Genomic DNA, 22,261 nt, shown 5'->3' on the forward strand with positions numbered 1-22,261 from the left:
GCCATGACCGCCGACCGACGCAGCTACGCGGCCGTTACGGCCGCCTATTGGGGTTTCACGCTGACGGACGGCGCGTTGCGCATGCTGGTGCTGCTGCACTTCCATGCGCTGGGCTTCACGCCGCTCGACCTCGCCTTCCTGTTCTTGCTGTACGAGGCGATGGGCGTCGTCACCAACTTCTTCGGCGGCTGGATCGGCGCGCGCTACGGGCTGCGCCTTACGCTCTATCTCGGGCTCGCGACGCAGATCGTCGCGCTGACGGCGCTCTCGTTCGTCTCGGCGGACTGGGCGCTCGGCCTGTCGGTGGCCTACGTCATGGGGGCGCAGGCGCTTTCCGGCGTCGCCAAGGACCTCACCAAGATGAGCTCGAAAAGTGCGGTGAAGCTGGTCGTCGCCGACGAGGCGGGGGACGGCGCGTCGAGCCCGCTGTTCAAGTTGGTGGCGCTGCTGACCGGCTCGAAGAACGCGCTCAAGGGCGTCGGCTTCTTCCTCGGCGGCCTGCTGCTGGAGACGCTCGGCTTCCAGGCGGGGCTGTGGCTGATGGCGGGGGCGTTGGCCCTGGTGCTGATCGCTGCGCTGGCCGGAATCCGCGCCGATCTGGGGCGCGCCAAGCAGAAGATCGCGCGGCGCGAGCTGTTCGCGAAATCGCGCGCGATCAACATCCTGTCGGCGGCCCGCGTCTTTCTGTTCGCCGCGCGCGACGTGTGGTTCGTGGTGGGCGTTCCGCTTTTCCTCTACGACGTCTTGGGCTGGCGCTTCGATCAGGTCGGCGCCTTCATGGCCGCCTGGGTGATCGGCTACGGGATCGTACAAGCCGGCGCGCCGCGACTGATCGGCCGATCCGCCGGCGCGGGCGAGGCCGCGACGGGCGCGCGCTGGTGGGGGCTGGCCTTGGCGGCGATCCCCGCCGGCCTCGCCGCGCTGCTGGGCGGCGACCCGGGGGAGGGGTCGTCGGACGGGGCCGTCCTGATCGGCGGCTTGTTCGTCTTCGGCGCGGTCTTCGCGGTCAATTCCTCGCTGCACTCCTATCTGATCGTGGCGCTGTCGGATCGCGACAAGGTCGCGCTGTCGGTCGGCTTCTATTACATGGCGAACGCCGTCGGGCGGTTTGCCGGGACGTTGCTATCGGGTCTCGTCTATCAGGCGGCGGGGCTGACGGCTTGCCTGTGGGTCTCGGCCGCGATGGTCGCGATCGCCGCCGCGCTCGCCTTCCTGTTGCGGCCCGAGACGCCCGCCCGGAGTCAAGAGGCGGCCCATGACGGATGAGGCGCGCGTCGACGAGGCCGCCGCGCTGGAGCGGCTCGGCGCGCTCGGCCATGAGACTCGGCTTGAGGCGTTGCGCCTGTTGATTGAGGCCGGCCCGGCCGGCCTTGCCGCGGGACGGATCGCCGAGCGGTTGGCGGTGCGGGAGAACGCGCTCTCGCCTCATCTCGACCGGCTGACCCGCGCCGGTCTGGCGACGCGCCGCCGCGACGGACGGTGCATCCTCTATCGCGCGGATGAGGGCGGGATCGCCGATCTGATGCGCACCTTGCTGCAGGATTGTTGCGACGGCCGGCCGGAGCTGTGCGGCCCGGCCGCCGTCTGGTGGGAGACCCGTTCATGAGTGAGACGGCGACGCCGATGGGCGCGTTCGAGCGCTATCTGTCGATCTGGGTGGCGCTGGCGATCGCGGCCGGCGTGGGGCTCGGCCTCGTCGCGCCGGAGGTCTTTGCGGGTCTCGCGGCGCTGGAGATCGCGAAGGTCAACCTGCCGGTCGCCCTGCTGATCTGGGCGATGGTCTATCCGATGATGGTGGCGGTCGATTTCGGCAGCCTGCGCGCCGTCGGCGCGAAGCCGAAGGGGTTGGTCGTCACGCTGACGGTCAATTGGCTGATCAAGCCGTTCACCATGGCGGCGCTCGCCGTCCTGTTCTTCGAAGGGGTTTTCGCCGATTGGATCGCGCCGGCGGACGCGCAGCAATATATTGCGGGTCTGATCATCCTGGGCGCCGCGCCCTGCACGGCGATGGTCTTCGTCTGGTCTCAGTTGACCCGCGGGGACCCGGCCTACACGCTGGTTCAGGTCTCGCTGAACGATCTGGTGATGGTTCCGGCCTTCGCGCCGATCGTCGCCTTCCTGCTGGGGGTGACGGATCTCAGCGTCCCGTGGGAGACGCTGCTGCTCTCGGTCGGGCTCTATGTCGTGGTCCCGCTCGCCGCCGGGGCCTGGACGCGCCGGCGTCTCCTGCAAAGCGGCGCATCGAGCGATCCGGTGGCGCGCTTCACCGCGCGTATCAAGCCGGCGTCGATCCTGGGGCTGCTTGCGACCGTCACGCTGCTGTTCGGCTTCCAGGCCCCGGTGCTGGTCGAAAAGCCCTTCGTCATCGGCCTGATCGCGGTCCCCATCCTGATCCAATCCTACGGCGTCTTTTTGATCGCCTTTCTGGCCGCCTGGGCCTGGCGGATCCCGCATGCGGTGGCGGCGCCGTGCGCGTTAATCGGAACCTCGAATTTCTTCGAACTCGCCGTCGCGGTCGCGATCAGCCTGTTCGGCCTCCAGTCGGGGGCGGCGCTCGCCACCGTCGTGGGCGTGTTGGTGGAGGTGCCGGTGATGCTCTCGCTCGTTGCGCTCGCCAACCGGACGCGGCGCTTCTTTCCCGCCTGAGGCGGCTCGGCGACTTCTCAGCCCGTCCCGACGCCTGCCGCGTAGGCTTTGAGCGCCGCGATTGCAGGTCCCGTCACCTCCGTCAGCGTGGGATCGACGCCGATCAGCGAAACGACGGCCTCCGGCCAGCCCTGGGCGTCGAGGACAGGGGCGGCGATCGCCGCCAGGCCGGGGATGAACTGGCCGTCGACGGCGGCGAAGCCGTCCGCGCGCACGCGTGCGGCGATCGCGTCCGCACCTTCCGCGCCGAGCGCGCCTTCGCGCGCGCGCTCGCCCTCTGTCAGGCGGGGCGGCAGATGGGCGAAGAAGCAGTGGCCGGTCGCGGAGTTCATCAAGGGAAGCCGACTGCCGAGCGCCAGCGCGGTGGTGATCAGCCGCTGCGAGCGTTCGATGCGAACGATCGTCGCGCCCTCCGCCCCCCAGACCGAGAGCAGGGCGCCGAGTCCGGTCCGCCGCGCCAGGTCAGGCAGCCCGTCTGCGGCCTCGTTGACCAGACTGATGCGGCTGAGCGCCGCCAGGCCGATTTCAGCGGCCAGCCGGCCGAGGCCGTAGGCCTGCGCGCGGCCTTGCTGAACAACGAGGCCCTTTTCGATCAGGCTCGCCAGATAGCGATGCGCCTTGGCGGGGGCGAGGCCGGCCGCCGCCGCCACCTCGCCCAGCGTCATGGCGTCGCCGCCGCGGGCCAAGGCGGCCAACACGTCGACCGCGACGCCGACCGACTGCACGCCGCGACGCGGCGCGTCCGGATCGGGGGGCGGCGGGGCGTCGCCTGGGGACGGCATGGCGATGTCCGTGAAAGCTCGAGGGTTGCGCAATGCGAAAAGAATTGCACAATGCGTAAATAACGGCAACCGCCGCCGGAACGAAAAAGGACGGCGGGCCGAAACGGGAGGACCGCGCCCCATGCGCATCCGGATCGTCGGCGGCGGACCCGCCGGCCTTTACCTCGCCTATTTGCTGGCGCGCCAGGGCCGCCAGCGCGGGGTCCGCCATGAGATCGAGTTGATCGAGCAGAACCCGCCCGGCGCCACCTTCGGCTTCGGCGTCGTGTTCTCCGATCAGGCGCTGGGCTTCCTGCAAGAGGACGACTCGGAGACGCACGATCTGATCGCGCCTGAGATGGAGCGCTGGCGCGACCTGGCGCTGAACCACCCCAGCGGCGAGCGCGTTGTGATCGACGGAATCGGCTTCGCCGCGATCGGCCGGCACCGGCTGTTGGAGCTGCTGGCGCGGCGGCTTGAGAGCGTCGGCGTCGCGCCGCGCTGGGAGACGCGCATCGCGCCGGAGAGCGTGCTGCACGGCGCCGACCTCGTCGTCGGCGCCGACGGCGTGAACTCCGTCGTCCGGCAGGCGGCGGACTTCGGGACGGAGATTCGCCCGCTCGACAATCGCTTCGCCTGGTTCGGGGCGCAAATCCCCTTCGACGCCCTGACCCAAACCTTCGTCGAGACCGAGCGCGGGACCTTCAACGCCCATCACTACCGCTTCACGCCCGAGCGCAGCACCTTCATCGTCGAGGCCGACCCTGCGACCTTCGAGGCCTACGGCTTCGAGGGTATGGATGAAGCCGCGTCGGCCGAGCTCTGCGCCGAGATCTTCGCCGAGGTGCTGGAGGGCCGTCCGTTGCTGACCAACAAGTCGCACTGGCGGCGCTTCCCGCGCCTGTCGAACGCCCGCTGGTCGGCCGGCGCCGCGGTGCTGATCGGCGACGCGCTGCGCACCGCGCATTTCTCCATCGGCTCCGGCACGCGGCTCGCCCTGGAGGACGCCATCGCGTTGGCCCAGGCGATCGGCGAGACCGGCGAGGACGTCCCGGCCGCTCTGGCGCTGTTCGAGGAGCGCCGCCGGCCGATCGTCGCCAAACTGGTCGAGGCCGCCAATCGGTCCGCCGCCTGGTATGAGGATTTTCCGGAGCACATCAAGCTGCCGCCCTACGACTTCGCCTGGTCCTACATCTCGCGCAGCGGGCGGGTCGACCCCGACCGGCTGGCGAAGATCGCGCCTGAGTTCGTGGCGGCCTATCGCGAAAGGGCGGGGGCGTGAGGCGGGCGGCGCGTGCTGAGAAAGGTCCCCGCTTTCGCGGGGACGCCCCGCGAGATCGCCACTCCGGGCGCCCCCGCGAAAGCGGGGGCTTCATGCGGCCTGCACCTGCGGTGATCTGCTCATGACCACTCCCCTTGAAGACAAGTCTCCCCGCGACGGCTGGGAGGTCGAGGAGATCGGCTTTTCCTGTCCCGAGCGCTACAACGCCTCAACCGTGCTGTTCGACAATCTGGAGCGCGGCTTCGGCGAGCGGACGGCGGTCTATTGCGACGCCGGCGACATGACCTACGCGCAGCTCTGCGCGCGGGCCGCCCGGGTCGGGAACGCGCTGATCGCCCAGGGGCTGGAGCGCGGCGACCGGGTTATGTGTCTGCTGGACGACCACGGCGACTATCTGGCGGCGATCTTCGGGGCGATCCGCGCGGGCTTCACACCCATGCTGATCAACACGCTGTCGACCCCCGATCTGATCCGTTTCTATCTGGAGGATTCGGACGCCAGGGTTGTCTTCTGCGAGGCCGCCTATCGCGAGCGCTTCGACGCAGAAGCCTTGGCCGGGACGGCGGTCGAGCGCATCGTCGTCGCGACGCCCGGCGCGACGGGCGAGGAGAGCCTGGACGCTTTCGTTTCGGGCGCGGCGGAGACCCTGGACGCGGCGGACACGCACCGCGACGAGATGGCCTTCTGGATGTACTCCTCCGGCTCAACCGGCCGGCCGAAGGGGGTCGTCCATCTGCAGCACGACATGCCCTACACGGCCGAGGCTTACGCCAAGCCGCTCTTGGGGCTGCGTAAGGACGATATCTGCTTCTCGGTGCCGAAAATTTTCTTCGCCTACGGCTTCGGAAACTCGGTGACCTTCCCCTTTTCGGTCGGCGCGGCGAGCCTCCTGATGCCGCAGGCGCCGAAGCCGGATGCGATCTTCGAGCTCGTCGCGCGGCGCCGGCCGACGCGCTTCTTCGCGCTGCCCACCCTCTACACCGCGCTGGTGCGGCACGAGGCGGCGGCGACGGCCGATTTCGCGAGCGTCGACACCTGCATCTCGGCCGCCGAGATCCTGTCGGAGGAGATCTTCACCGCCTGGAAGACCCGCTTCGGCCATGAGATCGTGGAGGGGCTCGGCTCGACCGAGGTCTTGCACATCTATCTCTCCAACCGGCTGGAGGCGAAGAAGCTCGGCTCCGCCGGCCGCCGCGTCCCGGGCTACGCCATCAAGCTGTGCGACCGGGACGGCGCGGAGGTTCCGCGCGGCGAGGAAGGGATCATGTGGGTGCGCGGCGACAGCAACGCGCCCTGCTACTGGAACCGGCCGGACAAGACGGAAGAGACCATGCGCGACGGTTGGATCATGACCGGCGACCGCTTCGTCGAGGACGCGGACGGATTCTATTTCTTCAAGGGGCGCGCCGACGATCTGGTGAAAGTCTCCGGCCAGTGGGTCTATCCGTTGGAGGTGGAGCTGACGCTCGCCAACCATCCGGCGGTGCACGAATGCTGCGTGCTGGCGGTCGAGCTGCCGGATCGCCGCACGACCCTGAAGGCTTTCGTCGTCCCCGCCGCCGGGCGGGTCGGCGACGAGGCCTTGACGAAAGAGCTGCAGGATTTCGTCAAGGGCGCGCTTGTGCCGTACAAGTACCCGCGTATCGTGGAATACGCCGAGAGCCTGCCCAAGACCGGCACCGGGAAGCTGGACCGCGCGCAGCTGAAGGCGCGGCCGCTTTAGAGAACGAGAGAGGGAGGGAGGCGAGCCCATGTCGATGGAAAGCGCGCCCAAGGAGACGCCCGAACGCCAGGCCTATTACGACCGCTTGGCGCCCGCCGATCTGGCCGCGCTGTGGACCCGGTTCCCGCAACTGGTGAGCCGCGAGCCGCAGAGCCCGATCGTCCCCCATCTCTGGCGCTACGACGCCGTCCGCGCGTTGCTGATGGAGGCGGGCGAGCTGATCACCGCCAAGGAGGCGGAGCGCCGCGTGCTGATTCTGGAGAACCCAGGCCTGCCCGGTCAGTCGCGCATCACGCGCACGCTCTACGCCGGGCTGCAGCTGGTCCTGCCGGGGGAGATCGCGCCGGCCCACCGGCACACCCAGACGGCGCTGCGCTTCGTCATGGAAGGCGAGGGCGCCCACACCGCCGTCGACGGCGAGAAGACGATCATGCGCCCGGGCGATTTCGTCATCACGCCGAACTGGGCCTGGCACGATCACGGCAACGACAGCGCCGATCCGATGATCTGGATGGACGGCCTCGACATCCCGCTGGTGCAGATGCTGGACGCCAGTTTCGCCGAAGGCTTTGGGGCGGACGAATATCCCCGCGCGCGGCCCGCCGGCGACAATCTGGCGCGCTTCGGCCAGGGCATGCTGCCGGTGGGGTATGAGCGCGGCGACAATCTGAACAGCCCGGTCTTCAGCTACCCCTACGACCGCTCGCGCGAGGCGCTGGAGACCCTGCGCCGCAGCGGGGAATGGGACGCCTGCCACGGCGTCAAGCTGCGCTACGTCAATCCCGCCACGGGCGATTGGGCGATGCCGACCATGGGCGCCTGCCTGCAGCTGCTGCCCAAGGGGTTCGAGACCGCCGCCTACCGATCGACCGACGCGAGCGTCTTCACCGCGACCGAAGGATCGGGCGTCAGCCGCATCGGCGACGAGACGATCGAGTGGGGTCCGCGCGACATCTTCGTCGTCCCCAGCTGGACCCCTGTGCGCCACGAGGCGAATGAGGACGCCGTGCTCTTCAGCTTCTCCGACCGGCCGGTGCAGGAGAAGCTCGGCCTGTTCCGCGAAGACCGCGGCAACGCGTAACCCTTAAAGTCAGACGAGGCATCTTTATGGACACCGTCTTCCCCGCCGCCCCCCAGGCCACCGTCGCCGTCCAGGGCGAAGAGGCGCGCTTTCCCGTGCGCCGCATCTTCTGCGTCGGGCGCAACTACGCCGCCCACGCCCGCGAGATGGGCAAGGACCCGGACCGCGAACCGCCCTTTTTCTTCACCAAACCGGCGGACGCAGTGTGCGACACGAACACCGAGATTCCCTATCCGCCGGAGACCGAAAACTTCCATCACGAGATCGAACTGGTCGTCGCGATCGGCGCGGAAGGGCGAAACCTGTCGCAGGCCGAGGCGCGATCCGTCGTCTACGGCTACTGCACCGGCATCGACCTGACGCGACGCGACCTGCAGCAGCAGGCGAAGGACATGGGCCGGCCGTGGGATTGGGGGAAGGCTTTCGACCTCTCCGCCCCCTGCGCGCCGATCGTGAAGAAGGATCAGGCGGGCGACGTCGACCGCGCCCGCATCTGGCTTTCCGTCAACGGCGAGACGCGTCAGGACGCCAGCGTCGAGGAGCTGATCTGGGATATCGACGAAGTGATCTCCATCGTCTCCAAGACCATGGCGCTCAAGCCCGGCGATCTCATCATGACCGGCACGCCCGCCGGCGTCGGGGCGCTTAAGCCCGGCGACGTGGTCAAGGGCGGGATCGACGGCCTGCCCGACATCGAAATCACGATCGGGGAGCGGGCGGCTTAGGGCGCAAAGAAAAGCCTTCCCCCTTGGGGAGGGAAGGCTGGATGGGGGTGCGCGATCTCTGGCAAGAGATCGCCTCGGCCCCAAAGCGCCGAGATGATTGTTGCAAGCGCGCCTGCCGGCGCGCCCGCCCTCTCCCCGATCCTCCCCGATGAAGGGGGGGAGAGCCTCCCCCCTTTATGGGGGGAAGAGGGTGGAGGGGGATGCGGCGCCCCCTTGCTTATTCCCCCGCCGCCTTGCAGGCTGGCCGCAATCAAGAAACAGCCCAGCCGGGGGATCTTTCCGATGAGCGAGCCTGTCGCGCGGCCGCCGAGCCATCTCTTCTATCAGAGCCGTCAGCGCCGCCCGCTGCTCGACCGCGGGGAGGGCGTCTATCTCTACGACGTCGAGGGGAACGCCTATCTCGACGGCTCGTCCGGGGCGATGGTCTCCAACATCGGTCATTCGAACCCGCGGGTCATCGAGGCGATGCGTCGCCAGATCGAAAAGGCGACCTTCGGCTACCGGCTGCATTTCGAGAACGAGCCGGCCGAGATGCTGGCCGCCGAGACGGCCAAGCGCATGCCGGGGGATCTCGACCGGATCTTCTTCGTCTCCGGCGGGTCCGAGGCGGTGGAGAGCTGCCTGAAGCTCGCCCGGCAATATGCGATCGCGGTGGGGCAGGCGCAGCGCTGGAAGGTGATCTCGCGCTTTCCCTCCTATCACGGCTCGACCCTGGGGGCGCTGTCGGTCACCGGCATGGCCAGCATGACCGCCCCCTTCGCGCCGATGATGCGCGAGATGCCGAAGATCCCGGCGCCGACCTGCTATCTCGATCCCGACCGGGACGAGACGAGCCTGGAGGAGCGGGGCCTGCGCTACGCCGAGGCGTTGCGCGAGCAGATCCGCCGCGAGGGGGCCGACACCGTGCTCGCCTTCATTGTCGAGCCGATCGGCGGCGCGTCGACCGGCGCGCTGGTCCCGCCGCCGGGATATCTGAAGCGCATTCGCGAGATCTGCGACGAGTTCGGCGTGCTGCTGATCTATGACGAGGTGATGACCGGCGCAGGCCGCACCGGCAAGTTTTTGGGCGCCGACCACTGGCCCGAGGCCGCGCCCGACATCATCGCCATGTCCAAGGGCTTCGCGGCCGGCTACGCGCCGCTCGGCGCGATGGCGGCGCCGAAGCGCCTCGTGGAGCCGGTCCTCGACAAGGGCGGCTTCATCCACGGCTACACCTACGCCGGCAATCCGATGGCCTGCGCGGCGGGCTTGGCGGTGCTGGGGGAGATCGATCGGCTGGATCTGGTCGGCGCGGCCGAGCGCCAGGGCGCGACCCTGAAGGCCCGCCTTCAGGCGTTGCAGCAGCGCTATCCCTTCATCATCGACGTGCGCGGCGAGGGGCTGCTGCTGGCCTTCGAACTGGGCCGCGACCGAGAAAGCATGGCGCCGCTGCCGAAGGAGATGAACGGCTTCGTCGAATTGGTCGAGGAGGCCTACAAACGCAAGCTCATCCTCTATTCCCGGCGCACCCGCGGCGGCGTCGACGGGGAGCATTTCCTGGTCTGCCCGCCGCTGATCGTCACCGACGAACAGATTGACGAGATCATCGAGAAGCTCTCCGGCGCGCTCGACGCCTTCGCCGACCGTCACGATCTGCCGCGGGCCGCGTGATGGCCGACAAGCCCGCGATCATCACCTGCGCCGTCACCGGCTCGGTCCACACGCCGAGCATGAGCCCGCATCTGCCGATCACGCCGGACGAGATCGCGACCCACGCGATCGAGGCGGCGGAGGCCGGGGCTGCGATCCTCCACCTCCACGCCCGCGATCCGGACGACGGCCGCCCCTCGCCGGATCCGGCGGTCTTCGGCCGCTTCCTGCCGCGCATCAAGCAGGCGACGGACGCGGTCGTGAACATCACGACCGGCGGCGGGGCGACCATGACGGTCGAGGAGCGGATGGCCGCCGCGCTGACGCATTCGCCGGAGATGTGTTCGCTCAACATGGGCTCGATGAACTTCGCCCTGTTTCCGGCCAAGGATCGGATCGCCGAGTTCAAGTATGATTGGGAGGAAGAGTTCCTGGAGTCGACCCGCGACTTCATTTTCAAGAACACCTTCAAGGACATCGAGACGGCGCTGCAGCGTCTCGGCCGCGACCATTCGGTGCGCTTCGAGTTCGAATGCTACGACGTCGGCCATCTCTACAGCCTGAAGCATTTCGTCGAGCGCAAGCTGCTCGAGCCGCCCTTCTTCATCCAGTTCGTCCTCGGCGTGCTCGGCGGCATCGGGCCGGACCGGGAGAATTTGGTCTTCATGAAGGAGACCGCGGATCGGCTGTTCGGCGGCGACTATGAATTCTCAGTCCTCGGCGCCGGTCGGCATCAGATGCCGCTCTGCGCGATCTCCTTGGCGCTCGGCGGGAATGTCCGCGTCGGGTTGGAGGACAGCTTGACGCTCGGCCCCGGGCGGCTCGCCGAACGCAACGCCGATCAGGTCCGTCAGGTTCGCCAGATCGCCGAAGGGCTGTCGCGCCAGATCGCGACGCCGAAAGAGGCGCGTGAGCGCCTGGCGCTCAAAGGCGGCGACGCCGTCGGATTCTGACCTTCCCTCGAACCCCGAAAGGGACGTCTTGCGATGAAAGCAGCTTTCGCCGATCAACAGATGCGCCATGAGCCGAAGACCTTCCTGGTCTCCGGCGCGCCGCAGCCAAGCCCGGAACAGTCCGAGCGCGCGACCCGCCTCCTGAAAGGCGCCGAGGCCGCGGGGCTGGAGCGGGTGGAGCCCGAGGATCACGGCCTCGACGCCATCGCGCGCGTCCACACGCCGGAATACATCGCCTTCCTGTCGACGATCCATGAGCGCTGGTCGCGCATCGACGGCGCCTCGGAGGAGGTGATCCCGAACATTCATCCCGATCGGCGCGGCGGCTCCTATCCGGCCTCCGCCGTGGGTCAGGCGGGCTACCACCAGGCGGACACCGCCTGTCCGATCGGCCCGCACAGCTGGGAGAGCATTTACTGGAGCGCGATGAGCGCGGCCGAAGCCGCGACCTGCGTGCTGGAAGGCGATCTGTGGTCCTATGCGCTCTGCCGGCCGCCGGGTCATCACGCCTTCAAGGATCTCGCGGGCGGCTTCTGCTTCGTCAACAATTGCGGCGTTGCGGCCGAGATGCTGCGCATGGCCTGCGACCGGGTGGCGATCCTGGACGTCGACCTGCACGCGGGCAACGGTACGCAGGGCTGCTTCTACGACCGGGCGGACGTGCTGACCGTCTCGATCCACGCCGATCCGGTGCGCTACTACCCCTTCTTCTGGGGCTACGCGGACGAGCGGGGCGAGGGCGCCGGCCTCGGCTACAACTACAATCTGCCGATCCCGCGCGGCACGGCCGACGACGACTACATGCCGCATCTAGATTTGGCGCTGAAGCGGATCGAGGCCTTCGCGCCGGACGCGCTGGTGATCGCGCTCGGCCTCGACGCCTATGAGGGCGACCCCTTCGCCGGCCTCGCGATCTCGACCCAGGGCTTCGCGCGGATCGCCGAGAAGATCGGCAAGCTCAAGCTGCCCGCCGTGCTGGTGCAGGAGGGCGGCTATCTCTCCGACGATCTCGGCCCCAACCTCACGAGTTTCCTCACCGGCTTCGGCGACGCCCACGGCGGCTGAGCCTTTATATTAGAAGGATCGTTCCAGAATGAGCATCGAGCGCAAGCATGTCGGCCGTCGGATGAGCCAGATCGTGACCCACGGCGACACGATCTACCTGGCGGGGCAGGTGGGCGAGGCCGGCGCCTCCGTCCCGGACCAGACCCGTCAGATCTTGGAGAAAGTCGACGCGCTGCTAGCCGAGGTCGGCGCCGACAAGAGCAAGATCCTGCAGGCCGTCATCTGGCTCGACGACATGGCGCATTTCGAGGCGATGAACGCCGTCTGGGACGCCTGGGTCCCGGAGGGTCATGCGCCCGCGCGCGCCTGCGGCGAAGCCAAGCTGGCGAGCCCCGACCTGCAGGTCGAGATCATCATCACCGCAGGTCGGTAGGGCGCGACAATCCCTCGCCCCCTTCATAGAGGGAGAGGGAGGGGCCCGCGCGGCGGAGCCGCGTGGGAGGGTGAGGGGAAGGTCGCAGCGTCGCCGGGGCCTGGACTTTCAGCGACTACTCCCCACCCTGACCCTCTACCCTCTCAAGGACCGAGGGGGAAGAATGGCGCACGCATCCTACGCCGCCACGACGTTCGCCTCCGGTCCGTAGGGGAAGCCGGTCACGTTATCCGCGCCGTTCTCGGTCACGACCAATATGTCGTGCTCGCGATAGCCGCCCGCGCCGGGCGCGCCTTCGGGGATCCACAGCATCGGCTCCATCGAGACGACCATGCCCGGCTCGAGAACTGTGTCGACGTCCTCGCGCAACTCCAGGCCGGCCTCTCGCCCGTAATAGTGCGAGAGGAGTCCGAAGGAGTGGCCGTAGCCGAAACTGCGGAAATCGAGAAATCCTTCTTCGGCCAGGAAGGCGTTGAGCGTTCCGCAAATCTCCCGGCAGGACGCGCCGGGACGGATCAACGACAGGCCGAGTTCGTGCGTCGCGACGTTGACGTCCCACGCGCGGCGCGAGGCCGGATCGGGGTCGCCCAGGAACAGCGTTCGTTCGAGCGCTGTGTAGTAGCCGGAGATCATCGGGAAGGCGTTGAGGCTTAGGATGTCGCCCGGGGCCAGCGCCCGCGTCGTCACCGGATTATGGGCGCCGTCGGTATTGAGGCCCGACTGGAACCAGCACCAGCTATCGCGCAATTCGCTCTCGGGAAAACGCCTCGCGATTTCGAGCTCCATGGCGTCGCGCCCGGCCATCGCCACGTCGATCTCGCGCACGCCCGGGCGGATCTCCGCTTTCATCGCCGCGCCGCCGATATCGGCGATGCGCGCGCCCTCGCGGATCAGCGCGATCTCTTCCGTCGACTTCACCATGCGCTTCGCCATCAGATCGCCGGCGACGTCGACGAACTCGGCGCCGGGAAGCGCCGCCGCCAGACGCTCGCGCATCGCCAGGGTCAAATGGTCGGCCTCGACGCCGATCCGACCGCGCGCCGATGCGCCCAGCAGGTCGACGATCGCGCGCTCGTAATTGTCGCGCGCCCAATCGGTGTAGGTGACGGCGGGGCAGACCGCGCGGCGCTCGGGCTGACCGGCGTCGATGTTGGCGGTGACGAGCGTCATCGCCTCGGCCGTCACGACGCAGGCGTAAGCCCGCCCGAAGCTGCAATAGAGAAAGCCCGTCAGATAGGCGATGTTGTGCATCGACGTCAGCACGACGGCGGAGAGATCGCGGGCGGCGGTCACCGCCCGCACCGCGGCGAGACGCGCGGCGTATTCGTTTTGGCTGAAGGGCGGGGGCGCTTTCGGTCCGTTGGGTTTGCGAAAAAAGGCGGGTCTGGGGGTCGTATGATCCATGGGTCGTCCTCCATCCGCCGGACGGAGAAGCCGCCCGGCGATCCAAAAGGATCCGGGCGTACAGGATCGTCAATCGGGTGAGCGCCGGGAGAGCGGCGACGCCATCGCCGCAGAGCGCTGTCTTGAATAATGACGCGCGGCGGCTCGTCTTTCGAGCAAAAAAACGCCCCCTCCCCGTTCGGGGAGAGGGCGCCGGGATCGACTGACGAGGGCGGTTACGCGGCGCGGATTTCCGCCAAGAAGGCTTCGACTTCCTTGCGCAATGCGCCGGCGTTGTCGCGCAGGTCGGAGGCGACGCTTTTGACGCCGGTCGCGGCCTCGCCGGTCTGCTGCGTGGCGGACTGGATGCCGACCACGTTGCTTGTCACCTCCTGCGCGCCCTCGGCGGCCTGGGTGGCGTTGCGGCTGATCTCCTGGGTCGCGGAGCTCTGCTGCTCGACCGAGGAGGCGACGGCCGAGGTGGCCCCGTCGATGCCGCCGATCTGGTCGATGATCGTGCGCATGCCCGTCACCGCCCGACCGACGGACGCCTGCACCGTCTCCACCTGCGCGCCGATGCGCTGGGTCATGCGCTGGGTCTCGGAGGCGAGCGACTTCACCTCTTCGGCCACCACCGCAAAGCCCTTGCCCGCCTCGCCGGCGCGGGCCGCCTCTATGGTGGCGTTCAGCGCCAGCAGATTGGTCTGATCGGCGATCTCGCCGATCTGAGCCAGGATCTGGGTCGTCTCGACGATGGTGGTGCTCAGCGCGTCGAGTTCGCGCCGCGCCTCCTCGCCGCTCTGCGCGACGCTGGAGGACTTGCCGGCGGTGTCGGTCACCTGGCTCGAGACTTCGCCGATCGCGGTCGACAGCTCCTCCGAGGCGGCGGCGACGGTCTCGACGTTGGTGCTCGACTGTTCCGCCGCAGCGGCGATGGCGGAAGCCTGGGCGTTGGTCTCCTCGACCGCGGCGGCCAACTCTTGCGCGGTCTCCTGCAAGTTGGCGGAGCTGTCCGCGACGATCTTGACGATGCCGCCGACGCGCTTCTCGAACTGGTCGGCGAGCGCCAGCATCTCCTCGCGTCGACGGGCCTCGGCGGCGGCCTTCTCCTCTTCGGCGGCTTTCTCCCGCCGCTCGGCTTCAGCCTCGAGTTCGCGCGTGCGCAGGAGGTTGGTCTTGAAGGTCTGCATGGCCCGTGCGATGTCGCCGACTTCGTCGCCGCGCTCCGTCCCGACGATCTCAAGGGACAAATCGTCTTCCGCCAAGCGCTTCAGCGCAGCGACGGAGCCCGCCAACGGCTTGGCGATCGTGCGGCGCGCGATGATCCAGGCGACCAGCGCCCCGCCGAGGACGCCGATCAGCGCGGCCGCAATCAGCAGCATCTTGATCGCGGTCGCCGCGTCGGCGCTTTCCACGACGATGCGCTCGGCCTTCTGGTCGGAATAGCCGGAGAAGTCCCGCACCACGTCGCGCAAGGCCGACGCCTCGTCGCGGCTGGCCCGGACCGCGCCCAGCATCTGCAACTGGCCGGCGGTGAGGGTCGCCGTCTTCGAGACTTCCTGCGCGGTCTCAACCGTGTTTTCGAGGCCCTGCAGGTAGGCGGCGAAGCGGGTTTCAACCTCGCTCAGCAAGGCGCTCTGACGGGGGTCGGCGGTTTCCTCGACGCGCGCCAGACGCTCCTTGAAGCGTTCGCGGACCTCGGCGATCGTCGCCTTGGCGTCGGCCAGGTTCGCCGCCGTCGGGTCGGCGGCGATGTTGTATTCCGCGCGGTTCAGCAGCACCACGTCGCGATTGAGGCGCGCGCCGGCCAGCGCTTCGCCGTTGGCGCGCTCGGCGCGCAGGCGCTGCTCGCCCAGATGCAGCAGAGCGTAGACCCCGACGCCCGCCACCGCGAGCGTCGAAAAGGAGAGAATGGCGACGATGAAGAGCTGTTTCGTCGTGATCCGAGCGTTCGCCAGAGCCATGGCCGATCTCCGTCCCTAAGACCCGTTAGAAAGGATGCGCGCGGGCCGGGGTCGGCCGCCGCACGCCGCCCCTTCTAGGCGTTCCAGGTTTAATGAGGTCTTAAGACGAAAGGACGAGTCAGACGAAAAACGTCAATTCCGTATTTTCACCTATTTTGCTATATTTATGAGGCGGTTGGAGGTTTTCCGCGTCAGCTCGCGCGTTGCACTTTCGGTACGAAAGGCTTAGCCGCGAAATGCTCCTGGCCGCCCTCCGAGAAGCGCAGGCCCGCGCGTTTGATCGCGCCGTCGTCGACCATTTTCAACGGCACGTAGGAACGGTCGTCGTCCGTCACATAAGCGTCGTTGCTGATCGCGTTGTAGCAGATCAAAAGCGTCCAGCGTCGCTTGTCGGAGGCGTTGCGGTCGGAGCGGTGCAGCGTGTTGCAGTGGAAGATGAAAACGTCGCCCGGCTCCAGCACCGCGTCGACCACCTCGTGCCGCGCGAGGATGCGCCGCATGCGCTCCGGGTCGGCCTCGTTCTGCTTCTCGGTCAGCGGCACGTGATCGATCCGGCCCATCAGGTGGCTGCCCTTCACGACCTTCAGGCAGCCGTTCTCGGGAGTCGTTCGATCGAGGGCGATCATGCAACTCAGCATCGCCGGCCGGAGGCAGCCGTTGTGGTACCAATAGCCGTAATCCTGGTGCCATTCCCAGGCGCCGCCCTCGTGCGGATCCTTGGCGGTAAGCTTGCTCTGATAATGATAGACCGGCTCGCCGATCAGCCGCTCGGCCGTCTCCACCATCCGCGGCACGCGGCCGGCCAGACCGTAGACGCTGTCGCCGAGGCGGTTCCACAGCGCGATCTTGGTGCCGAAGCCTTCCTGGTCCGGGCGCACCAGCATGTGCTCGCGGATCGCCGGATCCTCCTCCATCGCGCGGTTCAGGAGCGCGACCTCCCCCGGATCGAACAGTCCTTTCAGGGTGACGAACCCGTCGCGGCGATAGGCGGCTTCCTGCTCGGCGGACAGCGTGAAGGACATGGGTGGGCCTCCCGATCTTATGATCTCGCGCCATCGCGCGCTGTTGGGGAAATTGTACCGCAATCGCATCCCGCCCGGAAGCCTGCAGCGCCGGGCCGCCGCCTCGCGCTCTTGACCTTCCCGCGGCGGGAACCTTCAAATTGGGGCCTGAATGAGGGGCGCAGCGTCTTCCTCCGGCGCGGTCCACCATGCCAAGGAGGCGACTAGTGACGGCTTTTCGACTGCTTTCAATCTCAGGCGCGCTAACCGTTCTGGCGCCGGCGGCGGCCATGGCCCAAACCGATCCAGGCTATGGCGGTCCGCATATGTGGGGCGGGGGCTGGCACGGCTGGGGCCTTGGCCCGTTCGGCATGATTCTGATTCTCGCGCTGCTCGTCGGCTTGGTTCTGCTCGTCTTGCGTCGCTCGGGCGCCGACGCCCGCCGGCCGCACTCGCAAGAGGGCGGCGAACACGACGCGATGACGATCTTACGCGCGCGGTTCGCCCGGGGCGAAATCGATCGCGAGGAGTTCGAGGCCCGGCGCAAGGTGCTAGAGGGCTGAGGGCCGGACGGTCCGCCATATCGAGGAGAGACGCAGATGACGCAGCGACGCCGACAGGCATCTTATGCGGTCCTCTGGGCCGGGGCCGCGTTATTGGCCGGCGCGCTTGGCTCCGCCGGGCTGGTTGCGGCCCACACCGGCGCCTCGGGCGTCGTGAAGGAGCGCATGGATCAGATGAAGGACGCCGGCGACGCGACCAAGGCGCTGGCCGATATGATGCGCGGTAAAAGCGCGTACGACGCGGCCGCGGTGCGGCGCCTCGCCGATCGCATCGCCGGGCATGGCGGGGACGCTCTGACGGAGAATTTCCCCGAGGGAAGCCTCGACCCGCCGACCGAAGCGCGGCCCGAGATCTGGGAGAACTGGTCCCGCTTCGAGGATCTGGCGCATCGGATGGAAGCCTACGCCCGAGCGCTCGCCAAAGCCGCCGACAATCCGCGCGCGGGCGACCAGGCCGGCTCAGGCATGATGGGCCAGGGCGGCGGCATGATGGGCGGGGACGCCGGCCCTCCCCCGGAACGGCTGGCCAAAGCCCCGCCCGAGGCGGCCTTCCGGCGCCTGACGCAGACCTGTTCGGCCTGCCACAAGAGCTTCCGCGTCGACAAATGACGCGGCGGCGCCTTGCGCTCTGTGCGGCGGCGGGCTTGAGCGTCGGCGCTCTTTTCGGGCTCTGGCTCCTAGCCGGGCCCGGCGCGCCCGATCGCGCGGTGGCGGATCTGCAGGGCGACGTTCAGCGGGGCGCCTATGTCGCCAGGCTCGCCGGCTGCATACCCTGTCACACGAACCCGGACGACGATCGCGGCCCGCTCGCAGGCGGCCCGCCGATAGAGACGGCGTTCGGGACCTTTTACGGCCCCAACATCACGCCGCACGAGGCCGACGGCGTCGGCGCCTGGAGCGTCGAGGATTTCGCCCGCGCGCTGACGGCCGGTGAAAGCCCGACCGGCGTCCATTATTATCCGGCGTTCCCCTACACCTTCTACACGCGGCTTTCGAACCAGGACATCGTGGACCTTTGGGCCGCCGTGAACTCGGTCCCGGCCGTCGCCGGCGCCGCCCCCGCGCACGATCTGGCCTTTCCTTACGATCAACGCTGGACCCTTGGCGCGTGGAAGCGCGCCGCCTTCCGGCCCAGGGACCCGGCGCAGGCGAAAGACATGTCGCGCGGCGCTTATCTGGCGGAGGCCGCGGCCCATTGCGGCGCCTGCCACACGCCGCGCGACGCGCTCGGCCGGCGGGACGAAGCGCGCCGGTACGAAGGGGCGCGGGAAGCCGGCGGCGGCAAGGTTCCTGCGATCACGGCCGAGGCGCTGCGCGAGGCCGGCTGGAGCGCGGACGACCTGATCTACGCGCTGCAAAGCGGGATCACGCCGGACGGCGACGTCTTCGGCGGCTCGATGGCCGACGTCGTCAACGGCGGCACGCAATTTTGGAGTCGGGATGACTTGAGCGCGCTCGCCGACTATCTTTTGAACTAGGGCGGGACGCCCTGAAAACTGAGGAAACGCCGATGACCCGTCGCCGTGCGCTTGCAACTCTCGCCGCCCTGCCGGTTCTCTACGCCGCCGGCCGCGCCTGGCCCGCGCGGGCCGAGGCGCCGACGCTCTACGTCGCGAAGAGCCCGACCTGCGGCTGCTGCTCGGCCTGGGTCGAGCGGATGAGGGCCGCGGGCTTCAACGCCAGCGTCCAAGACGTTTCGAACGCGTGGCTCTATCAGATGAAGGCGCGCCTCGGCGTGACGGAGGCGCTCGCCTCCTGCCACACCGCGCGGATCGACGGTTATGTGATCGAGGGGCATGTGCCCGCCGCCGACGTCGCCCGCCTGCTGCGCGAGCGGCCGGATGCATTGGGCCTCACCGTCCCCGGCATGCCGATCGGCTCCCCCGGCATGGAGATGGGCGACCACGTCGACGCCTATGACGTGCTGCTGATCGGCCGCGACGGCGCGACGGACGTCTTCGCCCGCTACGGCCGCGGCTGACGGGTCAGCGCAGCCGGATATCGAACCGGCAGGCCTCGTCGCCGGCGAGGCGGCAGGCGGGATGCCGGATCGTCGTTTTCTTTGAGACGAGGCGGCGGAACAGCCGCGTGAAAACCGCCGCATGCCAGACGCAGCCGGGCATGGCGATCGGATTGCCCGCGATCGCGATGACGCTAACCCCGCCGTAGCGACTTGTGAAGACGCCGGAGCCGGCGAAGGTCCACGCGTTGCGGCCGATCGCGGTCAACAGGAGCCGCGCCGCGATCGGCGCGGGCGTGAGGCGCAACAGCGTCTTCACCGGCCCGGGAATCCGGTGCGCCATGACGTAATCGGCGGTGCGCCGACCGGCGTCGGCCGCGATCGCCTGGGCGTCGTCCTGCGGGTAGGCGGCGAACAGCGCGTCGAACAGCGCCGCCGGCACGGCCTCGGGGATCATGGCGTCGAGCGACCGGCCCCGCCAAACGGCCAGGCCCGCGCGCTCGAACAACCGGTCGACGGCGGCCTCGCCTTCGCGCGCGCCGAGCGCTTCGGCCAGTTGGATGACCGAGTTGGGGCCTATCAAGCCGTCCGGATGGGCGGCGCCGGGGCGCGCGCCCTCGCGGGTCGGCGCCGCGTCCGCCGCGGCGGCGAGCGCCACGGCGCTCACTCCGCCGGGTGGACGGTGCGGGCCTCAAGCTCCGCGTCGGAGAGCTGCTCGGTCCCGCCGCCGCACGCGCTCGCCTGGGCGGATGCGTTCTGGGCCTCATGCGCTCTCGCCGCTTGCGCCTTGCGCGTCCCGTCGGCGAGCGCGACCCAATCATCCGCCTTCACCGGGGCCGAGCGCTTGGTGCGGTCGAAGTTGAAGTCGACCTTGTTCTTCGACTGCGGGCCCCAGTAATTGACCTTGCCCAGATCGTAGAACTTGCGCTGGAAGCCCGCCTTCAGGAAGGCCTTCAGGCAGCCGAGCAGATAGCGCCGCCGGAAGCCGGTGCCGCGCCAGGGGTAATGGAACAGCGCCTTCTGCATATAGAAGCGCCGGTAATTATTCATCACGCGGTCGAGCAACTCGCCCCGCTCCATCGCCTCGGGCTTCATGATGGGGGTGACGAAATTGTACTTCTCGAAGTCGAAGACCTCGACCTTGTCGCCCAGATCCTCGAACAGCTTGGAGAAGGGCCAGGGCGTGTACATCGCCCAGTTGGCCAGATCCGGCTGCCAGTCCCAGGCCATCCGGTAGGTCTCCTCCAGCGTCTCCGCCGTCTCGTTCTCCAGGCCCACGATGAACTGCGCCTCGACGAAGATGTCGGCTTCGCGCAGCAGGCGGATGGCGCGCTTGTTGTCCTCGACCTTCGTCTCCTTGTTGAAGCGGTCGAGCTTCAGCTGCGCCGCCGCCTCGGTGCCGAGCGAGACGTGGACCAGCCCGGCGCGGCGATAGAGCTCCAGGAACTTCTCGTCGCGCAGGATGTCGGTCACGCGCGTGTTGATGCCCCATTTGATCTTGTCGGGCAGGCCGCGGGCGATCAGCTCCTCGCAGAACTGGATGAACTTCTTGCGGTTAATCGTCGGCTCTTCGTCGGCCAGGATGAAGAAGCCGACGCCGTGCTCCTCGACCAGCGTCTCGATCTCGTCGACCACCTTCTTCGGGTCGCGGATGCGGTAGTCGCGCCAGAACTTCCATTGGCTGCAGAAGCTGCAGGTGAAGGGGCAGCCGCGCGCCATGTTGGGGATCGCCACCTTCACGCCCAGCGGCACGTAGATATACTTGTCCCATTCCAGAAGCGACCAATCGGGGTTGATCGCGTCGATGTCCTTGACCGTCGGCGCCGCCTCGTTGGCGACGATGCGCCCGGCTTCGCCGGTATCGTCCGCCTCGATATAGGCGAGTCCCTTGATGTGCGCGCGGTCGGTCGGCCAGCGCCCGGCGTCGATCACCTGGATCAGTTCGCGGAAGATCTCCTCGCCCTCGCCGCGGACGATCACGTCGATCCACGGCGCCTCGGTCAGCACCTGACGGTACATGAAGGTGGCGTGCACGCCGCCCAGCACGCGCACCGCGTCCGGAACCGCCTCGGCGGCGATCTTCAGGATGCTCTCCGCCTTGTAGATCGAGGGAGTGATCGCCGTCGTGCCGACCACGTCGGGCTGCAGGTCGACCAACATGTCGCGCACCTGCTCGTCCGTCAGATGGTTGGTCATGGCGTCGACGAAGCGGACGTCGTCATAGCCGGCGTCCTTCAGGTGGCCGGAGAGATAGGCGACCCAGGCCGGCGGCCAGTTGCCCGCGATCTCGGCGCCGCCGGAATGGTAGTTCGGATGGATCAGCACGATGCGCATGAGGTCGCCTCCCTTGATCTGTCCACTTAACGTGACAGCTAATGCGGCTAGAGAGATTGACATAAATCAAAGGGCGCCCCCTCAAACGAGGGTCGCGGCGCGACCGACGCCGCGTGAGCCTAGGGGCGGGTGCAGCAGGCGCGGACTGCACCCGCCGGAGGAGCGCGCCGAGGGAGAGACGGGATGGCTTACGATTTCCAGCGTCTTCAGGTGCTGATCGTCGACGACAACCGGTTCATGGGCGATCTGCTGCGCATGGTGTTGCGCAGCTTCGGTCTCGATCGGGTCAGCGTCAGCGAGTGCCCGCTGGAAGGGCTGTCCTATCTGGAAAGCCACGCTTTCGATCTCGCCTTCTTCGATTACGAGATGCCGGCCATGTCCGGTTTGGATCTGATCTCTCGCGTGCGAGGCCACCACAATGATCTGGTGCGCTTCCTTCCCGTCGTCATGTGCTCCGCCCATGTGGAGGAGGAGCGGGTCCTGCGCGCGCGGGACGTCGGCGCGACCGAGTTTCTTGTGAAGCCCTTCACGACGCAGGCGATTTATGAGCGTCTCGCCTCTCTCATCGAGCGACCCCGACCCTTCGTGCGCGAAGCCTGCTATTTCGGCCCCGATCGTCGGCGCAAACTCGCGGACGTCGCCTCCGCCGACCGTCGGGTGAGGAGCGCGCGCGGGATCGACGGCCCGCAGATGCGCCGCGCGGCCTTGCGCGACGCCGCAGGCGGCCCCGACGCCCTCGCCAACGGCTGGTGACGCCCTAGCTCTCAACCGATGCAGCCTGACGTCTCGCGAACGTCGGGCGAATCGCTTTATTCGGT

22 protein-coding genes are annotated in these 22,261 nt (G+C 68.2%); 16 read left to right on the forward strand and 6 right to left on the reverse strand.

The genetic code is table 11. The annotated features are described in order from the left end of the window. Nucleotides 1-3: 3 nt before the first annotated feature. From arsJ to arsB, 3 genes are read left to right on the forward strand one after another with little or no spacing between them, the layout of a single operon-like run. Nucleotides 4-1,266: an organoarsenical effux MFS transporter ArsJ gene (gene arsJ, locus RIB45_RS07565; RefSeq protein ID WP_350049638.1), complete on the forward strand. Its 1,263-nt coding sequence runs from the start codon at nt 4-6 to the stop codon at nt 1,264-1,266. Then, nucleotides 1,256-1,606 carry an ArsR/SmtB family transcription factor gene (locus tag RIB45_RS07570; RefSeq protein ID WP_350049639.1) on the forward strand — a complete coding sequence of 117 codons (351 nt, stop codon included), beginning with the start codon at nt 1,256-1,258 and terminating at the stop codon, nt 1,604-1,606. The genes arsJ and RIB45_RS07570 overlap by 11 nt, the downstream gene beginning before the upstream one ends. Continuing rightward, nucleotides 1,603-2,646, forward strand: a complete 1,044-nt coding sequence (gene arsB / locus RIB45_RS07575; RefSeq protein WP_350049640.1) for an ACR3 family arsenite efflux transporter — start codon at nt 1,603-1,605, stop codon at nt 2,644-2,646. Before RIB45_RS07570 ends, arsB begins: the two co-directional genes overlap by 4 nt. Before the next feature lie 17 nt (nt 2,647-2,663). On the opposite strand, the gene RIB45_RS07580 is transcribed toward arsB, so the two are convergent. After that, on the reverse strand, nt 2,664-3,428 hold the full coding sequence (locus RIB45_RS07580; RefSeq protein ID WP_350049641.1) for an IclR family transcriptional regulator: 765 nt from the start codon (nt 3,426-3,428) through the stop codon (nt 2,664-2,666). 121 nt (nt 3,429-3,549) lie between these two features. Here RIB45_RS07580 and RIB45_RS07585 point away from each other — a divergent pair, with 121 nt between their 5' ends. The 8 genes from RIB45_RS07585 to RIB45_RS07620 all read left to right on the forward strand — a co-directional run bounded on the left by RIB45_RS07585 (nt 3,550) and on the right by RIB45_RS07620 (nt 12,238). Further along, on the forward strand, nt 3,550-4,689 hold the full coding sequence (locus RIB45_RS07585) for an FAD-dependent monooxygenase (protein ID WP_350049642.1): 1,140 nt from the start codon (nt 3,550-3,552) through the stop codon (nt 4,687-4,689). A gap of 121 nt (nt 4,690-4,810) precedes the next feature. Beyond that, nucleotides 4,811-6,412 (forward strand): benzoate-CoA ligase family protein, encoded by a 1,602-nt coding sequence (locus tag RIB45_RS07590; RefSeq protein ID WP_350049643.1) that lies wholly within the window; start codon nt 4,811-4,813, stop codon nt 6,410-6,412. A gap of 28 nt (nt 6,413-6,440) precedes the next feature. Then, nucleotides 6,441-7,493 (forward strand): gentisate 1,2-dioxygenase, encoded by a 1,053-nt coding sequence (gene gtdA / locus RIB45_RS07595; protein ID WP_350049644.1) that lies wholly within the window; start codon nt 6,441-6,443, stop codon nt 7,491-7,493. Between the two features lie 26 nt (nt 7,494-7,519). Beyond that, nucleotides 7,520-8,218, forward strand: a complete 699-nt coding sequence (locus RIB45_RS07600; RefSeq protein ID WP_350049645.1) for a fumarylacetoacetate hydrolase family protein — start codon at nt 7,520-7,522, stop codon at nt 8,216-8,218. Between the two features lie 282 nt (nt 8,219-8,500). Further along, nucleotides 8,501-9,868 carry an aminotransferase family protein gene (locus RIB45_RS07605; RefSeq protein ID WP_350049646.1) on the forward strand — a complete coding sequence of 456 codons (1,368 nt, stop codon included), beginning with the start codon at nt 8,501-8,503 and terminating at the stop codon, nt 9,866-9,868. Next, on the forward strand, nt 9,868-10,800 hold the full coding sequence (gene kce, locus RIB45_RS07610; protein WP_350049647.1) for a 3,5-dioxohexanoate:acetyl-CoA acetone transferase: 933 nt from the start codon (nt 9,868-9,870) through the stop codon (nt 10,798-10,800). Before RIB45_RS07605 ends, kce begins: the two co-directional genes overlap by 1 nt. 33 nt (nt 10,801-10,833) lie before the next feature. Then, nucleotides 10,834-11,865: a histone deacetylase family protein gene (locus RIB45_RS07615; protein ID WP_350049648.1), complete on the forward strand. Its 1,032-nt coding sequence runs from the start codon at nt 10,834-10,836 to the stop codon at nt 11,863-11,865. Between the two features lie 28 nt (nt 11,866-11,893). Continuing rightward, a complete protein-coding gene (locus tag RIB45_RS07620; RefSeq protein WP_350049649.1) occupies nt 11,894-12,238 on the forward strand; it encodes a RidA family protein in 345 nt (114 codons plus the stop codon). A gap of 177 nt (nt 12,239-12,415) precedes the next feature. Here the strand turns inward: RIB45_RS07620 and RIB45_RS07625 are convergent, their stop codons facing one another. The 3 genes from RIB45_RS07625 to RIB45_RS07635 form a co-directional block, all read right to left on the reverse strand. Beyond that, nucleotides 12,416-13,642, reverse strand: a complete 1,227-nt coding sequence (locus RIB45_RS07625) for an aminopeptidase P family protein (protein WP_350049650.1) — start codon at nt 13,640-13,642, stop codon at nt 12,416-12,418. A gap of 215 nt (nt 13,643-13,857) precedes the next feature. After that, the gene (locus RIB45_RS07630) at nt 13,858-15,585 is read right to left on the reverse strand and encodes a methyl-accepting chemotaxis protein (RefSeq protein WP_350049651.1); all 1,728 of its coding nucleotides are present in this window, start codon (nt 15,583-15,585) and stop codon (nt 13,858-13,860) included. Between the two features lie 191 nt (nt 15,586-15,776). Continuing rightward, nucleotides 15,777-16,607 carry a phytanoyl-CoA dioxygenase family protein gene (locus RIB45_RS07635; protein ID WP_350049652.1) on the reverse strand — a complete coding sequence of 277 codons (831 nt, stop codon included), beginning with the start codon at nt 16,605-16,607 and terminating at the stop codon, nt 15,777-15,779. A gap of 206 nt (nt 16,608-16,813) precedes the next feature. On the opposite strand from RIB45_RS07635, the gene RIB45_RS07640 reads away from it, so the two are divergent. The 4 genes from RIB45_RS07640 to RIB45_RS07655 are packed head-to-tail and all read left to right on the forward strand — an operon-like array spanning nt 16,814 to nt 19,130. Beyond that, nucleotides 16,814-17,149: an SHOCT domain-containing protein gene (locus RIB45_RS07640; protein WP_350049653.1), complete on the forward strand. Its 336-nt coding sequence runs from the start codon at nt 16,814-16,816 to the stop codon at nt 17,147-17,149. A 36-nt stretch (nt 17,150-17,185) separates the two neighbouring features. Next, nucleotides 17,186-17,758: a c-type cytochrome gene (locus tag RIB45_RS07645; RefSeq protein ID WP_350049654.1), complete on the forward strand. Its 573-nt coding sequence runs from the start codon at nt 17,186-17,188 to the stop codon at nt 17,756-17,758. 35 nt (nt 17,759-17,793) lie between these two features. Then, nucleotides 17,794-18,627 (forward strand): c-type cytochrome, encoded by an 834-nt coding sequence (locus tag RIB45_RS07650; protein WP_350049655.1) that lies wholly within the window; start codon nt 17,794-17,796, stop codon nt 18,625-18,627. Nucleotides 18,628-18,659: 32 nt separating this feature from the next. Beyond that, nucleotides 18,660-19,130: a DUF411 domain-containing protein gene (locus RIB45_RS07655; protein ID WP_350049656.1), complete on the forward strand. Its 471-nt coding sequence runs from the start codon at nt 18,660-18,662 to the stop codon at nt 19,128-19,130. 4 nt (nt 19,131-19,134) lie between these two features. Here the strand turns inward: RIB45_RS07655 and bchJ are convergent, their stop codons facing one another. Next, on the reverse strand, nt 19,135-19,767 hold the full coding sequence (gene bchJ / locus RIB45_RS07660; protein ID WP_350049657.1) for a bacteriochlorophyll 4-vinyl reductase: 633 nt from the start codon (nt 19,765-19,767) through the stop codon (nt 19,135-19,137). Between the two features lie 5 nt (nt 19,768-19,772). Then, nucleotides 19,773-21,443: a magnesium-protoporphyrin IX monomethyl ester anaerobic oxidative cyclase gene (gene bchE / locus RIB45_RS07665; protein ID WP_350049658.1), complete on the reverse strand. Its 1,671-nt coding sequence runs from the start codon at nt 21,441-21,443 to the stop codon at nt 19,773-19,775. 183 nt (nt 21,444-21,626) lie between these two features. On the opposite strand from bchE, the gene RIB45_RS07670 reads away from it, so the two are divergent. Continuing rightward, nucleotides 21,627-22,196: a response regulator gene (locus RIB45_RS07670; RefSeq protein ID WP_350049659.1), complete on the forward strand. Its 570-nt coding sequence runs from the start codon at nt 21,627-21,629 to the stop codon at nt 22,194-22,196. Nucleotides 22,197-22,261 lie beyond the last annotated feature (65 nt).

This window comes from Marivibrio sp., assembly GCF_040218065.1.
Classification (GTDB): Bacteria; Pseudomonadota; Alphaproteobacteria; order UBA8366; family Aestuariispiraceae; genus Marivibrio.

Bases quoted from the DNA above. Each gene is read 5' to 3' on its own strand.
- arsB (WP_350049640.1), top strand. From the start codon at position 1,603: ATGAGTGAGACGGCGACGCCGATGGGCGCGTTCGAGCGCTATCTGTCG.
- RIB45_RS07580 (WP_350049641.1), bottom strand. From the start codon at position 3,428: ATGCCGTCCCCAGGCGACGCCCCGCCGCCCCCCGATCCGGACGCGCCG.
- RIB45_RS07630 (WP_350049651.1), bottom strand. From the start codon at position 15,585: ATGGCTCTGGCGAACGCTCGGATCACGACGAAACAGCTCTTCATCGTC.
- RIB45_RS07570 (WP_350049639.1), top strand. From the start codon at position 1,256: ATGACGGATGAGGCGCGCGTCGACGAGGCCGCCGCGCTGGAGCGGCTC.
- bchE (WP_350049658.1), bottom strand. From the start codon at position 21,443: ATGCGCATCGTGCTGATCCATCCGAACTACCATTCCGGCGGCGCCGAG.
- RIB45_RS07655 (WP_350049656.1), top strand. From the start codon at position 18,660: ATGACCCGTCGCCGTGCGCTTGCAACTCTCGCCGCCCTGCCGGTTCTC.
- RIB45_RS07605 (WP_350049646.1), top strand. From the start codon at position 8,501: ATGAGCGAGCCTGTCGCGCGGCCGCCGAGCCATCTCTTCTATCAGAGC.
- RIB45_RS07615 (WP_350049648.1), top strand. From the start codon at position 10,834: ATGAAAGCAGCTTTCGCCGATCAACAGATGCGCCATGAGCCGAAGACC.
- RIB45_RS07645 (WP_350049654.1), top strand. From the start codon at position 17,186: ATGACGCAGCGACGCCGACAGGCATCTTATGCGGTCCTCTGGGCCGGG.
- arsJ (WP_350049638.1), top strand. From the start codon at position 4: ATGACCGCCGACCGACGCAGCTACGCGGCCGTTACGGCCGCCTATTGG.
- RIB45_RS07585 (WP_350049642.1), top strand. From the start codon at position 3,550: ATGCGCATCCGGATCGTCGGCGGCGGACCCGCCGGCCTTTACCTCGCC.
- gtdA (WP_350049644.1), top strand. From the start codon at position 6,441: ATGTCGATGGAAAGCGCGCCCAAGGAGACGCCCGAACGCCAGGCCTAT.
- RIB45_RS07590 (WP_350049643.1), top strand. From the start codon at position 4,811: ATGACCACTCCCCTTGAAGACAAGTCTCCCCGCGACGGCTGGGAGGTC.
- RIB45_RS07635 (WP_350049652.1), bottom strand. From the start codon at position 16,607: ATGTCCTTCACGCTGTCCGCCGAGCAGGAAGCCGCCTATCGCCGCGAC.
- RIB45_RS07600 (WP_350049645.1), top strand. From the start codon at position 7,520: ATGGACACCGTCTTCCCCGCCGCCCCCCAGGCCACCGTCGCCGTCCAG.
- RIB45_RS07670 (WP_350049659.1), top strand. From the start codon at position 21,627: ATGGCTTACGATTTCCAGCGTCTTCAGGTGCTGATCGTCGACGACAAC.
- kce (WP_350049647.1), top strand. From the start codon at position 9,868: ATGGCCGACAAGCCCGCGATCATCACCTGCGCCGTCACCGGCTCGGTC.
- RIB45_RS07625 (WP_350049650.1), bottom strand. From the start codon at position 13,642: ATGGATCATACGACCCCCAGACCCGCCTTTTTTCGCAAACCCAACGGA.
- RIB45_RS07620 (WP_350049649.1), top strand. From the start codon at position 11,894: ATGAGCATCGAGCGCAAGCATGTCGGCCGTCGGATGAGCCAGATCGTG.